This window comes from Pseudomonas sp. NBRC 111132, from assembly GCF_001320565.1.
GTDB classification, from domain to species: Bacteria; Pseudomonadota; Gammaproteobacteria; order Pseudomonadales; family Pseudomonadaceae; genus Aquipseudomonas; species Aquipseudomonas putida_P.
In genome coordinates, this window is record NZ_BCBI01000015.1 from 93,081 (window position 1) to 110,557 (window position 17,477).

10 protein-coding genes and 1 pseudogene are annotated in these 17,477 nt (G+C 65.4%); 10 read left to right on the top strand and 1 reads right to left on the bottom strand.

The features are described 5' to 3' along the window. The first annotated feature begins 56 nt into the window (after window positions 1-56). The 10 genes from APH35_RS09930 to APH35_RS09975 all read left to right on the top strand — a co-directional run bounded on the left by APH35_RS09930 (window position 57) and on the right by APH35_RS09975 (window position 14,786). The gene (locus APH35_RS09930; RefSeq protein WP_060514715.1) at window positions 57-1,832 is read left to right on the top strand and encodes an ABC transporter ATP-binding protein; all 1,776 of its coding nucleotides are present in this window, start codon (window positions 57-59) and stop codon (window positions 1,830-1,832) included. Further along, a complete protein-coding gene (locus APH35_RS09935; protein WP_060514716.1) occupies window positions 1,825-3,672 on the top strand; it encodes an ABC transporter ATP-binding protein in 1,848 nt (615 codons plus the stop codon). Before APH35_RS09930 ends, APH35_RS09935 begins: the two co-directional genes overlap by 8 nt. Before the next feature lie 300 nt (window positions 3,673-3,972). Continuing rightward, complete coding sequence (locus APH35_RS09940; protein WP_012272966.1) at window positions 3,973-5,121, top strand: LLM class flavin-dependent oxidoreductase; 1,149 nt, start codon at window positions 3,973-3,975, stop codon at window positions 5,119-5,121. A gap of 19 nt (window positions 5,122-5,140) precedes the next feature. After that, window positions 5,141-6,205, top strand: a complete 1,065-nt coding sequence (locus tag APH35_RS09945; RefSeq protein WP_060514717.1) for an ABC transporter substrate-binding protein — start codon at window positions 5,141-5,143, stop codon at window positions 6,203-6,205. Next, on the top strand, window positions 6,202-7,260 hold the full coding sequence (locus APH35_RS09950; protein ID WP_012272968.1) for an ABC transporter substrate-binding protein: 1,059 nt from the start codon (window positions 6,202-6,204) through the stop codon (window positions 7,258-7,260). Before APH35_RS09945 ends, APH35_RS09950 begins: the two co-directional genes overlap by 4 nt. Window positions 7,261-7,464: 204 nt before the next feature. Further along, window positions 7,465-9,708, top strand: coding sequence for a TonB-dependent receptor (locus APH35_RS09955; protein WP_012272969.1), 2,244 nt, complete (start codon window positions 7,465-7,467; stop codon window positions 9,706-9,708). A gap of 117 nt (window positions 9,709-9,825) precedes the next feature. Next, complete coding sequence (locus tag APH35_RS09960) at window positions 9,826-12,273, top strand: TonB-dependent receptor plug domain-containing protein (RefSeq protein ID WP_060514718.1); 2,448 nt, start codon at window positions 9,826-9,828, stop codon at window positions 12,271-12,273. Window positions 12,274-12,470: 197 nt separating this feature from the next. Continuing rightward, the gene (locus tag APH35_RS09965; protein WP_060492925.1) at window positions 12,471-13,223 is read left to right on the top strand and encodes an ABC transporter permease; all 753 of its coding nucleotides are present in this window, start codon (window positions 12,471-12,473) and stop codon (window positions 13,221-13,223) included. A gap of 10 nt (window positions 13,224-13,233) precedes the next feature. Next, a complete protein-coding gene (locus tag APH35_RS09970) occupies window positions 13,234-13,989 on the top strand; it encodes an ABC transporter permease (RefSeq protein WP_012272972.1) in 756 nt (251 codons plus the stop codon). Between the two features lie 11 nt (window positions 13,990-14,000). Beyond that, window positions 14,001-14,786, top strand: coding sequence for an ABC transporter ATP-binding protein (locus APH35_RS09975; RefSeq protein WP_012272973.1), 786 nt, complete (start codon window positions 14,001-14,003; stop codon window positions 14,784-14,786). Window positions 14,787-14,844: 58 nt separating this feature from the next. On the opposite strand, the pseudogene APH35_RS09980 reads toward APH35_RS09975, so the two are convergent. Continuing rightward, window positions 14,845-17,477: pseudogene (locus APH35_RS09980) on the bottom strand (calcium-binding protein); the annotation flags it as partial.

The following is a 17,477-nucleotide window of genomic DNA, read 5'->3' on the forward strand; positions in this document are numbered from 1 at the left end:
CGCGACACAAGGCCGCTCCTACAAGGGGCGGCGTCGCATTCTGATCGAGCATTTACATGAACCACCCTCTTCTTCGGGCCTTGGCCATCTATCGCGAAATGCCTTGGCGCTTCGCCTTGGTCACAGCCTTGTACATTGCCGGCAACCTCGGCTTGGCCTGGCAACAGTGGCTGATCGGCCACGCGGTCGACGATGTCAGCAGCGGCCGCGCCGTACAGCGCCTGGCCGATGGCAGCCTGGACGCCAGCATAGCCTGGCACTGGCTGTGGCTGCTGCTGGCCATTGCCCTGGGGCGCGGCCTGTTGCAATACGCCGCCGCCGTGTTGTCACTGGTACTCAGCCAAGCCCTGCTCACGCGCCTGCGTGAGCGCATCCTCAGCCAGGTGCAGTACCTGCACCTGGGCTACCACTGGCGCCACGGCATGGGTGAACTGGTTACCCGCACCACCCGCGATGCCGACAAGGTGCGCGACGCGCTGATCACCTTCTGGCGGCAGATCATCGAAACGCCGCTGGTGGTGATCGCCGCCGTTGGCCTGTTGAGCTGGTACGACCCGCTGTTGGGCCTGGTGCCCTTGTTGCTGACCGGTGCCGGGCTGTGGCTGTTCGTGGTACAGACCGACCGCCTGGTCACCCTCGACCGTGCCGTGGGCGCCGCCTACGACCAGGTCAGCCAGGACCTGGCCGAAGGCATTGGTGGGGTGCGGGTAATCAAGGCCTTCGGCCTGGAAAAGCAGCGCATCGCCCGTTTTGCCAGCCAGGTCGAGGTGTTCACCGGCCATGCTCGCACCGCCCTCGCCTACGCCAGCTCGCGCATTCCGCTGCCGCAGGCGGTGGTGGCGCTGGGGCATGTGTGGATCCTGGTCTATGGTGCCCAGCGCGTGGCAGCCGGCACGCTGGGCATCGGCGAGTTGGTCACCTCGCTGCTGGTGGCGACCACGCTGGTGTTCCGTATCGAAGGCATTGGCCGGGTGATGCAGACGTTTGCCGATGCCCGCGCCAGCGCCGAACGCATCTGGCAGTTGCTGGACGAGCGCCCGGCCATCATTGGCGGCCATGCCGCCCTGCCCGCCGGGCCGTTGGGGCTGAAGCTCAACCAGGTACACGTCAGTGCTGCAGAAGCGGGCCGGCACATCCTGCACGACTGCTCGCTGACCCTGCGACCCGGCGAAGTGGTGGCGCTGGTCGGCGCCACCGGCACCGGCAAAAGCCTGCTGGCCAGCCTGCTGCCACGCCTGGCCGATGTGCAAAGCGGTAGCGTGCAGGTCGGTAGTGACAGTACCGGTTGGCATGACCTGCGCGACCTTGACCTGGCCGACCTGCGCCACCGCGTGCAGGTACTGCCGCAGGAGAGCTTTCTGTTCTCTGACAGCCTGGCCGCCAACTTGCGCATGGCCGCACCGCAGGCCAGCGACGCGCAGTTGCGTGAAGCCTTGCGCCTGGCCGCCGCCGAGGATGTGCTGGAGCGCCTGCCACACGGCCTGGACACCCCGCTGGGCGACCGTGGCGTGACCCTGTCCGGCGGCCAGCGCCAACGCCTGTGCCTGGCCCGCGCGCTGCTTGGGGCACCCGATATCCTCTGCCTGGACGACGCCACCAGCGCCTTGGATGCACTGGGCGAACGCCAGGTACTGCACAACATCCGCCGCCTGCACAGCACAAGTGGCCAAGGCCCGACCTTGCTGCTGATCACCAGCCGCCTGTCCACCCTGCTGCTGGCCGACCGCGTGCTGATGCTGGAAAACGGCCGCATCGGTGCCTCCGGTAGCCATGCCGAACTGAGCACGCACAACGCCCATTACCGCGACCTGCTGGGGATCGACCATGACTGATGTGCAGCACACCCCTGCCAGCGATATCGACACCGAGCAACGCCTGGCCCGGCAGGCGCTGGACCGTGGCATGTTCCACCGCCTGCTGCCGCTGCTACGGCCTGTTCGCGGGCAGATCCTGGCAGTGATCGGCATCGAACTGCTGCTGGTGTTCACCGTGTTCCTGCGCCCGTGGTTCGTGCGCGAACTGCTGGACAATGGCCTGGTGCCCAGCGCCGACCACTGGCTGCTGGATGAGCGCCTGGTGCTGTGGTTGGGCCTGGGGCTGGCGGCGAGCTGGCTGGGGCGTTTTCTGCTGGCCGGGGTGTCGCAGTTCGTTGCCGGACGCGCTGCCATCGGCGTGCTGAACGCGCTGCGGGTGAAGGTGTTTGCCCATGTGCAGGCGCTGTCGGTGAGCTATTTCGACCAGACCCGCGCCGGGCGCATCATTTCCCGCGCCGACCGTGACGTGGATGCGCTGGAGCCGCTGCTGGTGCAAGGTCCGCCGGAGCTGCTGGGTGCCTTGCTGCGCTGCGGCCTGGCGGCGGTGATGCTGTGGCGCATCGAGCCCAGTTTCTTCTACAGCCTGGCCGCCACAGTGCCGCTGCTGGCCGTGGCCACCTGGCGTTTCAAGCGCGTGTCGCAACGCAACTGGGCCAAGGTGGCCGAACAACGCAGCCGCTTCACCGCGCACCTGGTAGAAAGCGTCAGCGGGGTGCGGCTGATCCAGCAGTGCGGGCAAGAGCAGCGCAACCAGGCGCGTTACCGGCGCCTGCTGGAGGACTTCAACCAAGCGCTGATTCGCGGCAGCCTGCGCGCCGGCTGGTTCGCCCCGTTCACCGCATTGCTGAGCACCACCGGCATGGCGGTACTGCTGCTGGTCGGCGCCCATGGCCTGGCCGAGGGCAAGGTGAGTGTGGGCCAGGTGGCCGAAAGCCTGTTCTACGTGTTCCTGTTCCTTGGGCCATTGCAGGAGCTGTCGGACCTGTTCGAGCGCTATGCCACCGGCAGTGCCTCGGCCCAGCGCATCTTCCTGCTGCTCGACACCCGCCCGCAGGTGCTCGACCCACGGGTACCGCAGGCGCTGGCCCGTGCGCGCGGCCAGGTGGACTTCGACAGCGTCGGTTTTGCTTACGCACCCAACAGCCCCCGGCCTGTGATCGATGGGCTCGACCTGCATATCCGCGCCGGTGAGGTGCTGGCCATCGTCGGCCCCTCCGGGCATGGCAAGAGCACGCTGGTGCAGCTGCTGACGCGCTTCTACGAAGTGCAGCAAGGCGCCATCAGGCTCGATGGCATCGACCTGCGCGCACTGGCCCAGCACGATCTGCGGCGCAACGTGGGCGTGGTGTTGCAGGACAACGTGCTGTTCAGTGGCAGCATCCTCGACAACCTGCGCCTGGCCGCGCCCGACGCCGACGACGCGCAGTTGGTGGCCGCCGCCCGCGAGCTGGGTGCCGACGAAGTGCTGGAACGCCTGCCGCAGCGCTACCACACCGAAGTCGGCCCACTGGGCGCGCACCTGAGCCATGGCCAGCGGCAGTTGGTGTGCCTGGTGCGGGCGTACTTGGCCGACCCGGCGGTGCTGGTGCTCGACGAAGCCACCTCGGCGGTGGACGTGCACACCGAGCGGCGTATCCAGCGCGCCCTGCGCCGACTGTGCCAAGGGCGTACCGCAATCATCATCGCCCATCGCCTGGCGACCATCCGCGATGCCGACCGGATTGCCGTGGTGAAGCATGGGCGGGTGGTGGAGCAAGGGGCGCATGCCGATCTGATCGGGCGTAGCGGTGCTTATGCAGCGCTGTACGAAGCCTATCTGCGCAGCGCCGGGGAGGTTGCAACCGAAGCTGCGCATTAACGCTATCCCTGTAGGAGCGGCCTTGTGTCGCGATGGGCCGCAAAGCGGCCCCGGCAATCTTCGCGGCAAAGCTGGAGATCTGGGGCCGCTGCGCGCCCAATCGCGACACAAGGCCGCTCCTACAGGTTGATTTGCACTCGTGCTGCTACCCCAGCATCCATTGCTGGCGCACTGCTGCCACAGCAGCACCCCTCTCCCCGCTAGCGCCTCAATCCCCCGCCCCACAGGCCATGCGCCACGCATGGCACAGCCGTTGCACCACCCTCTCCATCCGTACACTCTCCCCCTTCAGGAGCCCCCATGACCACCGAATTCTTCTGGCGCCTGCCCTTGGGCACCGACGGCCCGCAGCTGTCCACCGACCGCCACAACCGTGGCAACCCTGTACACCGCCCCGGCAACATCGCCCCCGGTCGCCTGCCCGATGGCCAGGCCGACGGCTTTACCTACATCGACTACATCGCCCAGGTGGCCAAGGCCGCCGAGCTGGCCGGCTTCGAGGGGGCGCTGCTGCCCACCGGCCCGGAGCCGTGGATTGCCGCCGCCGCGCTGGCCCGCGAAACCCGCCGTATCCGCTTTTTGATCGCCTTTCAGGCCACCTGGACCCTGCCCGCCTATGCCGCCCAGCAGGCGGCCATTCTGCAAAACCTCAGCGGAGGGCGGCTGGACTGGAACATCATCACCGGCGGCAACCCGGCCAGCCAACGCGCCAATGGCGACTTCCTCGAACACGACCTGCGCTACAAGCGCACGGGCGAATTTCTCGACGTGATCCAAGGCCTGTGGACGCAAGACTCGTTCTCCTACGATGGCGACATCTACCGCCTGGAAAACGGCAGCCTGCCACCAGGCCTGCAACACGAACGCAAACCAGGCGTGTACTTCTCCGGCTTTTCCGATGCCGCGTTGAACGTGGCCGCGCGCCATGCCGACGTGTACCTGAACTGGGCTGAACCGATCGACAAGCTCAAGCCGCATATCGAACGGGTACGCGAGCTGGCCGACAAACAGGGTCGCACGGTGCGCTTCGGCCTGCGCGTCGACCTGTTCGCCCGCGAAACCGAAGAGCAGGCCTGGCGCGAGCTGCGCCAGCAGTTCGAGCGCCTGGAAGGCAAGGCCAGCAGCACGGCGAAAAACTTCATCACCGGCTCCGACTCGGTCGGCGGCGCGCGCCAGGCCGCGTATCACCAGGGCTTGCAGGGTTTCGACGAACTAATCCTGGCACGCAACCTGTGGGCCGGCTTCGCCAAGGCCAAGCCTGGCCCAACCGTGGGCCTGGTGGGCAGCCACCAGAACATCGCCGAGCGCCTGGCCGAATACCGCGATGCCGGTTTCAGCACCTTCATCCTCGCCGCCAACCCGCACCTGGAAGAAGCCCTGCGCATCGGCCAGGAAGTGCTGCCGCTGGTGCAACAGGCCACCCCTACCCTTTTGCAGGCCAGCGCCTGACCCCGACCGGAGCCCGAACATGAGCCAACCCCTCGATACCTTGTGGTACACCCGTTGTCCGGTGCCCACCGGCCTTGGCATTGCCGTGCAGCAAGGCTGGCTGCAGGAGGACCTGGCCAGCCTTGGCACCCAGGTGCAGTCGCTGCGCGAAGCCGAGCAGCAGGCCGTGCGTGAATCGCACTTTGACCACAGCCTGCTGAACTCGGTACGTCATGGCGGCAGCATCCCGGCCATCTGGGCCCGCGCCCAGGGCCGCGATACCCGCGTGATCGGCCTGTCGTGGGCCGATGAGGCGCAGTTGATCCTGACCCGACCAGACAGCGGCATCCACACCGTCAAAGACCTCAAGGGCAGGCGCTTCGGCCTGCCCGACTGGGCTGCGGCGCAAATCGACTTCACCCGTGCCCAGGCCCTGCGCGGCCTGGAAAACGCCTTGAAACTCGAAGGGCTGCAAGTGGGCGGCGTAGCGTTGGTCAACTACCGCTACGACGGCACCTTCAGCGACCGCCCAGTGCGCAACGTGGCCGGCACTCCGGTATCCAGCACCCAGAGCGAAGGCCGTAACCTGGAGCTGGCCGGCCTGCTGCGCGGCGAGGTGGACGCGATCTTCCTCAAAGGTGCCAGCGCCGTGCAACTGGCCCACGCCTTTGCCCTGCGCACGGTGATCGACACCGGCAGCCACCCCGACCCGCTGATCCGCAGCAACAATGGCACACCGCGCACCCTGGCGGTGGACAGCCACCTGCTGGCGCAGCACCCGCAGGTGGTGCACACGCTTCTTGGCTCGGTGCTGCGCGCCGAGCGCTGGGCCCATCAGCACCCGGATGAAACCCGCCGCTACCTGGCGCGGGAAACCAACAGCAGCGAGTACTGGGTGCAAGTGGCCTACGGCATTGACGCCCACCTGCGCCTGAGCACCCGCCTGGACGATCAGGCCATTACCGCCTTGCAGGACTTTGTCGAGTTCCTCGAACGCTGGCGCTTCATCCCGGCGCGCTTCGAGGTGCGCGACTGGATCGCCCAGCAACCACTGGACCAGCTGCTGGCCCCCACCTCCATGGAAAGGAAACCCGTTACCCCATGACCAAGCCCCTGGAAACCCTCTGGTACACCCACAGCCCGGTGCCCACCGGCCTCGGCATTGCCGTGCAGTCGGGGCGCCTGGCTGAGGCCTTTGCGCCGTTCGGCACCAACATCCAGTCGCTGCGCGAATCCAGCGAACGCGAGGTACGCGAGGCCCATTACGACCACCACCTGCAGAACTCGGTGCGCCACGGCGGCAACATCCCGGCGATCTGGGCCTACGCCAGCGGCGTCGATACCCGCGTGCTGGGGCTGTCGTGGAGTGATGAGGTGCAGCTGATCCTCACCACCGAAGAAAGCGGCGTACGCAGCATCCGCGACCTGAAAAACCGTCGCTTCGGCATACCCAAGTGGGCCAACGTGCAGATCGATTTCACCCGTGCCCAGGCCCTGCGCGGGCTGGAAAACGCCCTGAAGCTCGAAGGCCTGGCCGTGACCGATGTCGAATTGGTCGACTACCCCTACGGTGGCACCTACAGCGACGACGCCAAGCAGCACCTGTATGGCGCCGAAGTGAGCCTTGACACCAGCCGCTTCAGCCGCCGCAACAACGAGCTGATCGGCCTGCTACGGGGCGATATCGACGCCATCTTCCTCAAGGGCGCGCATGCCGTGCACCTGGCCCATGAGTTTGGGCTGCGCGTGGTGGTGGATACCGGCAGCCACCCCGACCCGCTGATCCGCAGCAACAACGGCACCCCGCGTACACTGACCGTGGACCGGCACTTGCTGGAGAACCATTTCGATGCCAGCCGCACGCTGGTCGACACGGTGCTGCGCACCGAGCAATGGGCCTGGGCCAACCCGGAGGAGACCCGGCGCTTTCTGGCGCGTGAGCTGAACACCAGCGAGTACTGGGTGGCGGCGGCCTATGGCGACGATGCGCATCGGCGCTTGCGCACAACGCTGGACAGCCGCTCGATCGGGGCGTTGCAGGACTTTACCGAGTTTCTGTTCAGGTGGGGGTTCATACCCCGGCGCTTCGATGTGCGGGAGTGGATTGATTTTCGCGTGCTGGAGAGTGTGATCGGTTCGACGTCGCGGTTGGCAGTTTGAGATTTTGGGGCCGCTAAGCGGCCCCGACAATCTGAGCCCCACCACTGCTGCCCCAGCAGCACTCGCCCAGCACCCCACTGCTGCCCAATCTGCAACACAGCCCAATAATTCAAATAAAATCTTTATACATCAATAACTTAACAACATGGCACAGTCCCTGCTCTAGCTCTCCCCAACAACGCTTTACATACGGGGAGATTCACCATGCACCAACGTCATCCACTGGCCCGCCAGATCAGCCTCGCGCTGCTGTTGGCCGGCACCGGCAGCCAGGCTATCGCCGCCGACGAAAACAATAAAAACGAACCAGCCCTGGAAACTGTCACCGTCACCGCCCAGCATCGCGAACAGACCTTGCAGGAAGTCCCGGTCGCCGTATCGGCCATCAAAGGCACCAGCATCACTGCCGACGGTGTGCGCTCGATGGGCGACATCACCACCTTCGTGCCCAACGCCTCGGCCAAGAACCCCGACGGCGACGGCCGCCCGCGCTGGTACATCCGTGGCCTGGGCACCGGCGACACCGGTGCGGCAACGGTCTACCCAGTGGGCATCTACGCCGATGACGTGTACCTCAACGCCCCCATCGCCGGTGGCGGGCCGTTGTTCGACCTGGAACGCATCGAGATCCTGCGTGGGCCGCAAGGCACCCTGTATGGCAAGAACACCACTGCCGGTGCAGTGAACGTGATCTCGAAAAAGCCGACGTTCGACACCGATGGCTATGGCACGGTCGGCTTTGGCAGCAAGAACGAGCGCATCGTCACCGGTGCCATTGGTGGTGCGCTGGTGGATGAAAAACTGGCCGGGCGAGTAGCGCTGTATTCCGAAGAACGCGACGGTTTCCAGAACAACGACTTCGACGGCAACACTTATGGCGACGTGAACAAAAAGGCCATCCGCCTGCAGTTCCTGGCCCAGCTCAACCCCGACCTGGACGCCCTGCTCAAGCTGCACAGCCGCCAGTTCAAAGGCGACGGCAGCAATGGTTCGCTGCCGGTGGGCCGCTACTACAACGTCGGTTACGAACGCCCGCAGGGTCGCGACATTTCGCTGAACGTCAACGAAGACTACCGCCTGGACCACGACGGCGCCTCGCTGACCTTCAACTGGTACCTGGGCGACTACACGCTGACCTCGATCAGCGCCTACGACTACATCCGCAACCGCTCCACCAGCGATGCCGACTACACCCCCTACGAGGTCAACGGCGCGGCCATCACCGACAACAGCTACCGCCAGTGGTCGCAGGAGCTGCGCCTGGCCTCGCCGGAAGACCGCCCACTGCACTGGTTGGTGGGCGCCCACTACTTCCATGAAGACCTGGACAGTTCTGCCCAGCGCATCGTCACCCCCGGCCCCACGCCCAACGGTACCGGCTCGAACCAGGTGGGCACTACCGCGTTCCGCGACCTGGGCTACGATCACCGCACCGACAGCTACGCGCTGTTCGGCAACTTGACCTATGACTTCACCGATGACTTCAGCGTGACCGGCGGCCTGCGCTGGACCCAGGAGAAAAAGGACATCGACCTGGACCTGGTGCAGTTGACCCGCGCCACGGCCAACGGCCCGCTGATTCCACTGGGCGGCGTAGGCACCAACGGCAACCGTCAGGAAGACAAGACCTGGGAAGCCTGGACCTACGACCTGACCCCCGAGTACCGCATCAACGACAACCTGCGGGTGTTCTTCCGCTACGCCCACGGCTTCCGTTCGGGTGGCTTCAACACCGGGCTGTCGACCAGCCTGGCGCAGTTGACCACGGTCGACCCGGAAGAACTGGATGCCTACGAACTGGGGCTGAAGTCGGAGTGGTTCGACCGTCGCCTGACCGTCAACGCCAACCTCTTCTACTACGACTACTCCGACATCCAGGTGAACCTGCTGACAGTGAACAGCGGCGTACTCACCACCGCACTGACCAACGGCGCCAAAGGCAAGGTCAAGGGCGCGGAGCTGGAGGTCGAGGGCCAGCCGACCGAGCGCCTGCACCTGCGCGCGGCGGTGTCGTTCCTGGACACCGAGTACACCGATTTCAAGAACACCAACCCCACCACCGGCGCGGTAACCGGCGACTACAGCGGCAACAGCTTCGTGCGCTCGCCACGCAACGTGGTGTCGCTGGGTGCCGACTACACCATCCCGCTGGAGGTCGGCGGCAAGCTGGTGGCCGGTGGCGACGTGAGTTTCCGCGACAAAGAGTATTTCCTGGCCGACCGCCAGAGCAGCGCCGACGAAACCCTCAGCCAGCCCCACTACACCCTGGCCAACGCGCGGCTGAGCTGGTTCAGCCATGACGACAAGCTGAGCGTGACGGGCTTCGTCAACAACCTCACCGACCGCCGCTACCAGGTGCATGGCCGGCCCAACGGCACTGCCGGGCAGTACGTGATCACCTACGGCGACCCGCGCACCGTCGGGCTCAGCGTTACCAGCCGCTTCTGATTGAAAACCATTGGGCTGCTGCCACAAGGAGCCCGCGCTCCCTCTGTAGGAGCGGCCTCGCGTCGCGATGGGCTGCGCAGCAGCCCCAAGGCATCACGCCGTATAGAAGGATTACCCATGCCCCACCACACCCCCCTGGCCAGCGCCATCGCCCTGGCCATCGCCGGCCTCGCCATGCCCGCATTCGCCGCCGAACCCAACGACCGCCTCGACACCGTGGTCGTGGTCGGCACCCATCGCAGCGACGTCACCGCCCTGCAAAGCGCCGCGCCAGTCGATGTGCTGAGCGGTGAAAAACTTCAGGAAACCGGCGCCAGCGACCTGTCCGCAGCGCTTACCGCGCTGTCACCCTCGTTCAGTTTCCCGCAGTCGCCCCAAGGCGCCTTTGCTGGTTCCATTGCCCAAGGCGCCTCGCTGCGCGGCCTGGCCTCGGACCAGGTACTGGTACTGGTCAACGGCAAGCGCCGCCATACCAGCGCCAACGTCACCCGCCAGGGCCTGGTCAACGCCCGTGGTGCGGCAGCAGTGGACCTCAGCCTGATCCCGCTGTCGGCCATCGAACGGGTGGAAATCCTGCGCGACGGCGCCGCTGCGCAATACGGTTCGGACGCCATCGCCGGGGTGATCAACATCGTGCTCAAGGAGCGCGACGAAGGCGGCAACGCCGGCTACCGCTTCGGTGGCTACAAGAAAGGCGACGGTCTGCAGCGCAAACTCAGCGGCTGGAAGGGCTTTGCCCTGCCCAACGACGGTTTCCTGACCCTGGCATTCGACGCGGGCAGCCAGGACCCGGCCAGCGACACCCGCGACGACAACCGCCTGTTCTACCCAGGCTCCACCAGCATCGACACCCCGCGCGAGCAGAACAACCGCTACCGCAACTGGCGCTGGGGCTCGGGCAATGTCTCGGACCAGTACAACTTTACCGCCAACGCTGAAATGGGTTTGAGCGAAGGCTTGAGTGCCTATGGCTTCGCCACCTATGCGCACAAGAACACCGACGCCGAGAACTTCTTCGACCCGCCGACCACGTTGCGCAACAACTACGGCAGCGTAGCCCTGGCGCGCTACCCGGACGGCCGCCTGCCAGTCACCCGCTACGGCCTGGAAGACTTTGCCGTCACCGGCGGCCTGCGTTTTGAAAACGAAACCCTGGGCAACTTCGACCTGGCGCTGAACTACGGCGACAACCGCGTCGACTCCACCGACCACGACGCCATCAACCCCAGCTGGGGCACCGCCAGCCCGTCGACCATCTACACCGGCCGCCGCGAAGCCGACCAGACCAACCTGACCCTGGACTGGACCCGCGACTTCGCCAACGCCTGGCTGTTCAAGCCGCTGACCGTGTCCGGCGGGCTGGCCTGGCGCCAGGAAAACTACGACCTCAGCGAGGGCGACGCCGCCGGCTGGTCCAATGGGCCATTGTTCAACACGATCGACCCTGTCACCGGCCGGCGTATCCCCGGCTACTACTCGGGCATCACCCAGGTCGATGCGGTGTCGCTGGACCGCCGGGTGATCGGCGCCTACTTCGATGTCGAAGCCCAGGTCACCGAGAAATTCCAGGCCGGTGTGGCGGTGCGCAGCGAGCACTATTCGGACTTTGGCGACACCACCAACGGCAAGTTGTCGCTGCGCTACGACTTCACCCCGCAGATTGCCGCGCGGGCCAGCGCCAGCACCGGCTACCGCGCGCCTTCACTGGTGCAAAGCGGGCTGTCGTCGTTCAGCGTGCAGGTGGTGGAACAACCGCCGGGCAGCGGCAACTGGGTCGAGGTGCAGCAACGCACCCTGCGCGCCGACAGCCCCGAGGCCGCCTTGCTTGGCGGCAAGGCGCTGAAGCCGGAAGAGTCGACCAACTTCTCCGTGGGCCTGGTCTGGCGGCCACTGCCAAACGCGTCGGTCACACTCGATGCCTACCGCATCGACATCGACAACCGCATCACCTTGTCCGACCAGTTGCCGGCGTCGGTGGTCGGCCCGATCTTCGCCGGTACGCCCTACGCAAACATCCAGAGCGCGGCGTTCTACAGCAACATCGCCGACACCCGCACCGATGGCTTCGAGCTGGCCGGCCACTACCAACTGGACCTGACCGGCTGGGGCCGGTTGGACTTAAACGGCGGCTACGCGCGCAACAATACCCGCATCACCGGCCTGGACGACGTGGGCGGCATCCCCGGCAACCAGATCATCGGCCGCAACACCCAGGGCCTGATCGAGGACGGTACGCCCAAGGACAAGCTGACCCTCAGCGCCAACTGGCTGTATGACGGCTGGAGCGTCACCGTGGCCCAGCGCCGCTATGGCGAGTGGAAGAACCGCAACGCTGCCAACCCGACGCTGGACCAGACCTTCAGCCCGCAGTGGGTGACCGACCTTGACGTGTCATACCGTTTCGACCTGGGCCTGACCTTGTCGGCGGGTGCGATCAACCTGTTCGACAGCCACCCGGACAAGCTCAAGGGCGCACAGCTGTATGGCGTACCGAAATACTCCATCACCAGTCCGGAGGGGGCGCAGGGGGCGTTCTACTACACCAGTGTGAGTTACGATTTCTGATCTGATACCGCGCTGGCTTCTTCGCCGGCAAGCCCGCGAAGAAGCCAGCACCGATACTGCTGAATGACTGCTGCTCAAGCAGCATATCGCTGCTGCTCAAGCACCACACTCGACCTTCAGCCTCGCAATCCGGGGCTTTCTCCGCCTGGCACAGCTCTTGCGATACCCCGGTATCCTCTGTTTATCCAAGGCCAGCCATGCGCGTGCTCTCGTCCCTTTCCTGGTTCATCTCACCCCTGGCCCTGCTCACCCTCTGGGCGGCGGTGGCCAACGCCGGGCTGTTTCCGGCCAACCTGCTGATCCCGCCACTGGAGGTATGGCACAGCCTCACCGACCTGCTGGCCACCGGCGAGCTTCAGGAACACCTGGCCGGCAGCCTGTCGCGGCTGGCCCTGGGCTTTACCGGTGGTGCCCTGGCAGGCCTTGCCTTTGGCGCGGCGCTGGCCCTGTCGAAAACCGTGGAGGCCTACTGCGCCCCACTGTTCCATACCTTGCGCCAGGTGCCCAGCATCGCGCTGATCCCGATGTTCGTGCTGCTGTTCGGCGTCGACGAAACCTTCAAGGTGGTCATCGTCGCCAAGACTGCGTTCTTCCCTGTGGCACTGGCCACCTGCGAAGGCATCCGCGCGATCCCGCGCAGTCATTTCGAAGTGGCAGCGGTGTACCGCTTGCGCTGGCCCACGCTGGTAGGTCGGATTGCCCTGCCCGCTGCTGTGCCGGCCATCGTCACCGGTATTCGCGTGGCCCTGACCCGCGCCTGGGTGGTGCTGGTGGCCTGCGAACTGCTGGCGGCCGACAGCGGCCTGGGGCAGATGATCGAGATGGGCCGGCAGATGCTACGCATCGATGTGGTGATGGTCGGCGTGGTACTGACCGGGCTGATCGGCTTTGCCCTGGATTTCACCTTGCGCCGTGTGGAACGGCGCCTTTCTGCCTGGCAAAACCGCTGAGGAGGATGAGATGAAACTGCAGAACATACGTGGCCTGGTGTTACCGCTGTTGCTGCTCGGTGCATGGGAATATGCCTCGCGCCAGGGGGCGGCCGGTGCCTATGCCTTCGTGCCACTGGCCCAAGTGGGCACGGCACTGACCGAGCTGCTGGGCAGCGGTGAATTGCTGGTCAACCTGTGGGCGAGCCTGCTGCGCACCTGCAGCGGCCTGGCCATCGGCATTGTCGGCGGTGTCGGCCTGGGGGCACTGATGGCCCTGTCCGCACCGGCCAACCGCCTGATCGCGCCGCTGTTCCATGCCCTGCGCCAGGTACCGATGCTGGGCTGGATCCCGCTGATTGCCTTGTGGCTCGGTAATGGAGAAGGCGCCAAGCTGTTGATCGTCAGCCTGGCGGCGTTGTACCCCATGGTGCTGAACACCTTCGAAAGCCTGCGCCAGGTCACTGCCCAGCACCGAGAAGCCGCGCAGGTACTGATGCTCAGCCGTTGGCAGCAACTGTGGTTGATCCTGCTGCCGGCGGCTCTGCCTGGCATTGCCGCCGGGGTACTGCAGGCCTTGGCCTTCGCCTGGGTAACTTCGGTGGGCAGCGAACTGTTCCTGTCCGCTGGCGCCGGCCTTGGCAGCCTGATGATGAATGCCGAAGCCACCGCACGCATGGAGATCATCGTGGTCTGCGTGCTGTGCATCGGCCTGAGTGGCTACCTGATGTCCTGGCTGTGCACCCTGCTCACCCGCCGCCTGCTGCGCTGGCGCACCAACCATTGAAAGGCCCAACCATGAACGCCATCGCCCACGCTTTACCCACCACCGCCAGCACTGGCGCGCTGACCATTCGCGGCCTGAACAAAGCGTACCCGCTCAAAGGCAAGCCGGTACCGGTGCTCGAAGGCATCGACCTGGCCATTCGCCCTGGCGAATTCGTCAGCATCCTCGGCGCCAGTGGCTGTGGCAAATCCACCCTGCTGCGGCTGATTGTCGGGCTCGATCAGGACTACCAGGGGCAGATCCTGCTGGACCAGCAACCCGTGCGCGGGCCAGGCCTGGAGCGCGGCATCGTGTTCCAGGACCACCGCCTGTTCCCTTGGATGACCCTGCAGCAAAACATTGCCCTGGCCTTGAAAAACCATGCGCTACCGGCGCTGGAGAAGAACCGCCTGGTGGCCGAGCACATCGACCTGGTGGGCCTGAGTGGTTACGAGCAGGCCTACCCGCACCAGTTGTCCGGCGGCATGGCCCAACGCGCGGCGATTGCCCGTGCCTTGGTGAACAAACCCAAGGTGCTGTTGCTGGACGAACCGCTTGGCGCCCTGGATGCACTGACCCGAGTGCGCTTGCAACAGGAGTTGCAGCGCATTTGGGTACAGGAGCGCTGCACGGTGATCATGGTGACCCACGACATCGAAGAAGCGTTGTACCTGGGCGACCGGGTGATCGTCATGGATGCACACCCAGGGCGCATTCGCGAGGACCTGCGTATCGACCTGCCGCACCCGCGCCAGCGCGATAGCCAGGTGTTGCAGGGGTACAAGCAGCGGTTGCTGGGAGAACTGGTGGGGCAATGAGCCGGGGGCCGCTGTGCGGCCCCCGGCATTTGACACCAACAGCTTTGCCTTCAGGCCCTCAACCCGCCAGGATGAAGTCCGCAGCAGTCACCGTGGTCGCATCCGCCACCCCCACCAGGCGGATGGAGTCGGCAGCGCCGATGCTGACCAGCGTATCGGCACCCACATCGGCGATGGTAACGCTGGCGGCAAAGGTAGCCGCGGTGATGTTGAGGGCGGTGATGTCCAGCCGATCCTGGCCACCCGCCGCAATGGCATCGAAGTTGATGATCAGGTCGTTGCCGAAGCCGGCCGCGAACTGGAACACGTCGTTGCCGTCGGTTGCCATCATGGTGTCGTTGCCGGCACCACCCACCACCGTATCGTTACCGCCCGCACCGTTGAGGAAGTCGTTACCGGCCCCCCCGATCAAGGTGTCGGTGCCGACATCACCGAACAGCGTGTCGTTGCCATCGCCGCCCTGCAACGAGTCGTTGCCGTTGCCACCGTCCAGGCTGTCATCGCCAGCACCACCCAGCAACGTGTCGTTGCCCGCATCCCCCAGCAGCGTGTCGTTGCCATCGCCACCATCGAGGCTGTCATCGCCACCACCACCGTTCAGGCGGTCGGCACCCAGGCCGCCGAACAGCTGATCGTTGCCGGCGTCGCCGTTGAGGGTGTCATTGCCAGCGTTGCCGTTGAGGATGTCGTTGCCACCGTCGCCGGCGAGCGTGTCATTGCCCGCCGCGCCGTTGATGATGTTGGCCAGGCCGTTACCAGTGCCGCTGAAGTTACCCACCCCGGTGTAGGTGAGGTTCTCGACGTTGGCGGCCATGGTGTAGCTGGCCAACGTGGTACGCACCAGGTCAGTCCCTGCCCCAGTGGCTTCGACCACGACGTCGCCGGCATTATCCACCACATAGGTGTCGTTGCCCACGCCACCCACCAGGCGGTCGGCACCCGCACCGCCGTTGAGCAGGTCGTTGCCGGCGCCACCGGTGATGGTGTTTGCCAGCGCGTTCCCGGTACCGGTGAAGGCACTGCTGCCGGTGTAGGTCAGGTTTTCGACGTTGGCGCCCAAGGTGTAGCTGGCCAGGCTGGTCTGAACCAGGTCGGTACCACCGTTCAGTGCTTCGGTTACCGTGTCACCGACGTTATCGACCACGAAGGTATCGTTACCGGCACCGCCGTTCATCACATCCGCACCCAGCCCGCCGTTGAGGATGTCGTTGCCATCTTCACCGTTGAGCAGGTCTGCGTCGTCCCCCCCGTTGAGGGTGTCATTGCCGACACCCCCGAACAGCTGGTCGGCACCGGCCAGGCCATTGAGGATGTCATTGCCGCCCAGGCCCGAAATCACGTCGTTGCCCGCACCACCGGTCAGGGTGTTGGCAGCGTTGGTACCTGTCAGCACCACGCCTGGCGGCACGGTCACTGCTGCGGTGGCCGCCGAGGTCAGCGACTCCAGGGTGCCAAAGCCATCGGTGTAACGCACGATCACCCGCAACTGCTGGTTTCCCTGGGCGAAGCCCGGCGTAAAGGTGGCCGCAGTGGCGCCGGCAATGTTGGCGAAGGTGCCGCCCGTGCCTTGCTGCCACTGGAAGCTGAAGGCACCTAAACCATCGAGGTCGGCGATACCGCCCGTGAGCGCGGTAAGTGTCTGGCCCTGGTCTGGCGTGGTGTCGCTGATCAGCACGGCACCGGTCGGTGCATCGTTGACGTTGGCCACCGGGTCGAGGATGTCGGAGGCGACACTTTCGTGCACGCCGAAGTCATCCACGTAGCTGACCACCACCCGCATGTTCTGCCCCACTTGCGCCTGGGTCAGGACAAAGGTGCTGCTGATGGCACCGGCAATGTTGACCCAGCCCACACCCCGGTTGGCCTGCCACTGGAAGGTGAACTGTGGGTTGCTCAGGCCATCGGCATCGACGATGGTCGCCGGGTTGGCGGTGAGCGTCTGGTTCTGCACCAGCAGCCCGGTCACGGCTGGCCCGGCGCTTGGCGCGCTGTTGGGCGACGAATCGACGATTTCCAGTGTGCCCTTGGCGTCCTGGTACACCGCACGTACACGGATGCTCAGGCCCGCCACATCGTCCGTGACCCGGTAGGTCGTGCCAATGGCCCGCGAAACTTCGCCAGCGGCAACAAAGGTGATGTCTTCATACACCCCCGAGCCTGGCAGGTTCTCGACTTGCCAGTAATACGCCACAGGGCCGTTGACTGCGCCGGTCAGGTTAGCCGCGCTCACGTTGTCGGCATCATGCACCGCCAACGGTGTTACCCGCAGCAGTTGGCCAGTGACCGGTGTGTCGTCACGCACCCCGGTAGCATCGTCAAGAATCACCAGGTGCCCCGTCGGGCCGGCGTTCACGGCGGTACCCACGCCGGAGGCCTGCGAGCGGTCAGAGAACTGCAGCCGCTCGATACCGGTCAGGTGGTCGACACCATCGCGCCCGGCCACCAGGTCGGTGACGATCACCGCGTTGCCATCGACCACCACGCTGTAATCGGTGGCAACCCCCGAAAACACCGCCGTGTCATAGTTGTCGGTGCCGTTGAGGATCTCCCGTACGATCACTAGCTGGCCGGGATTGTAGGTGCCATTGAGCATGAACGGCACCATCGGTTCCATGCTGTCGAAGCTGGCGATTTCAGGGCCCGTGCCATCGTGATTGGCGCGTACGCTGATGCGTACGTTCAGCCATTTGT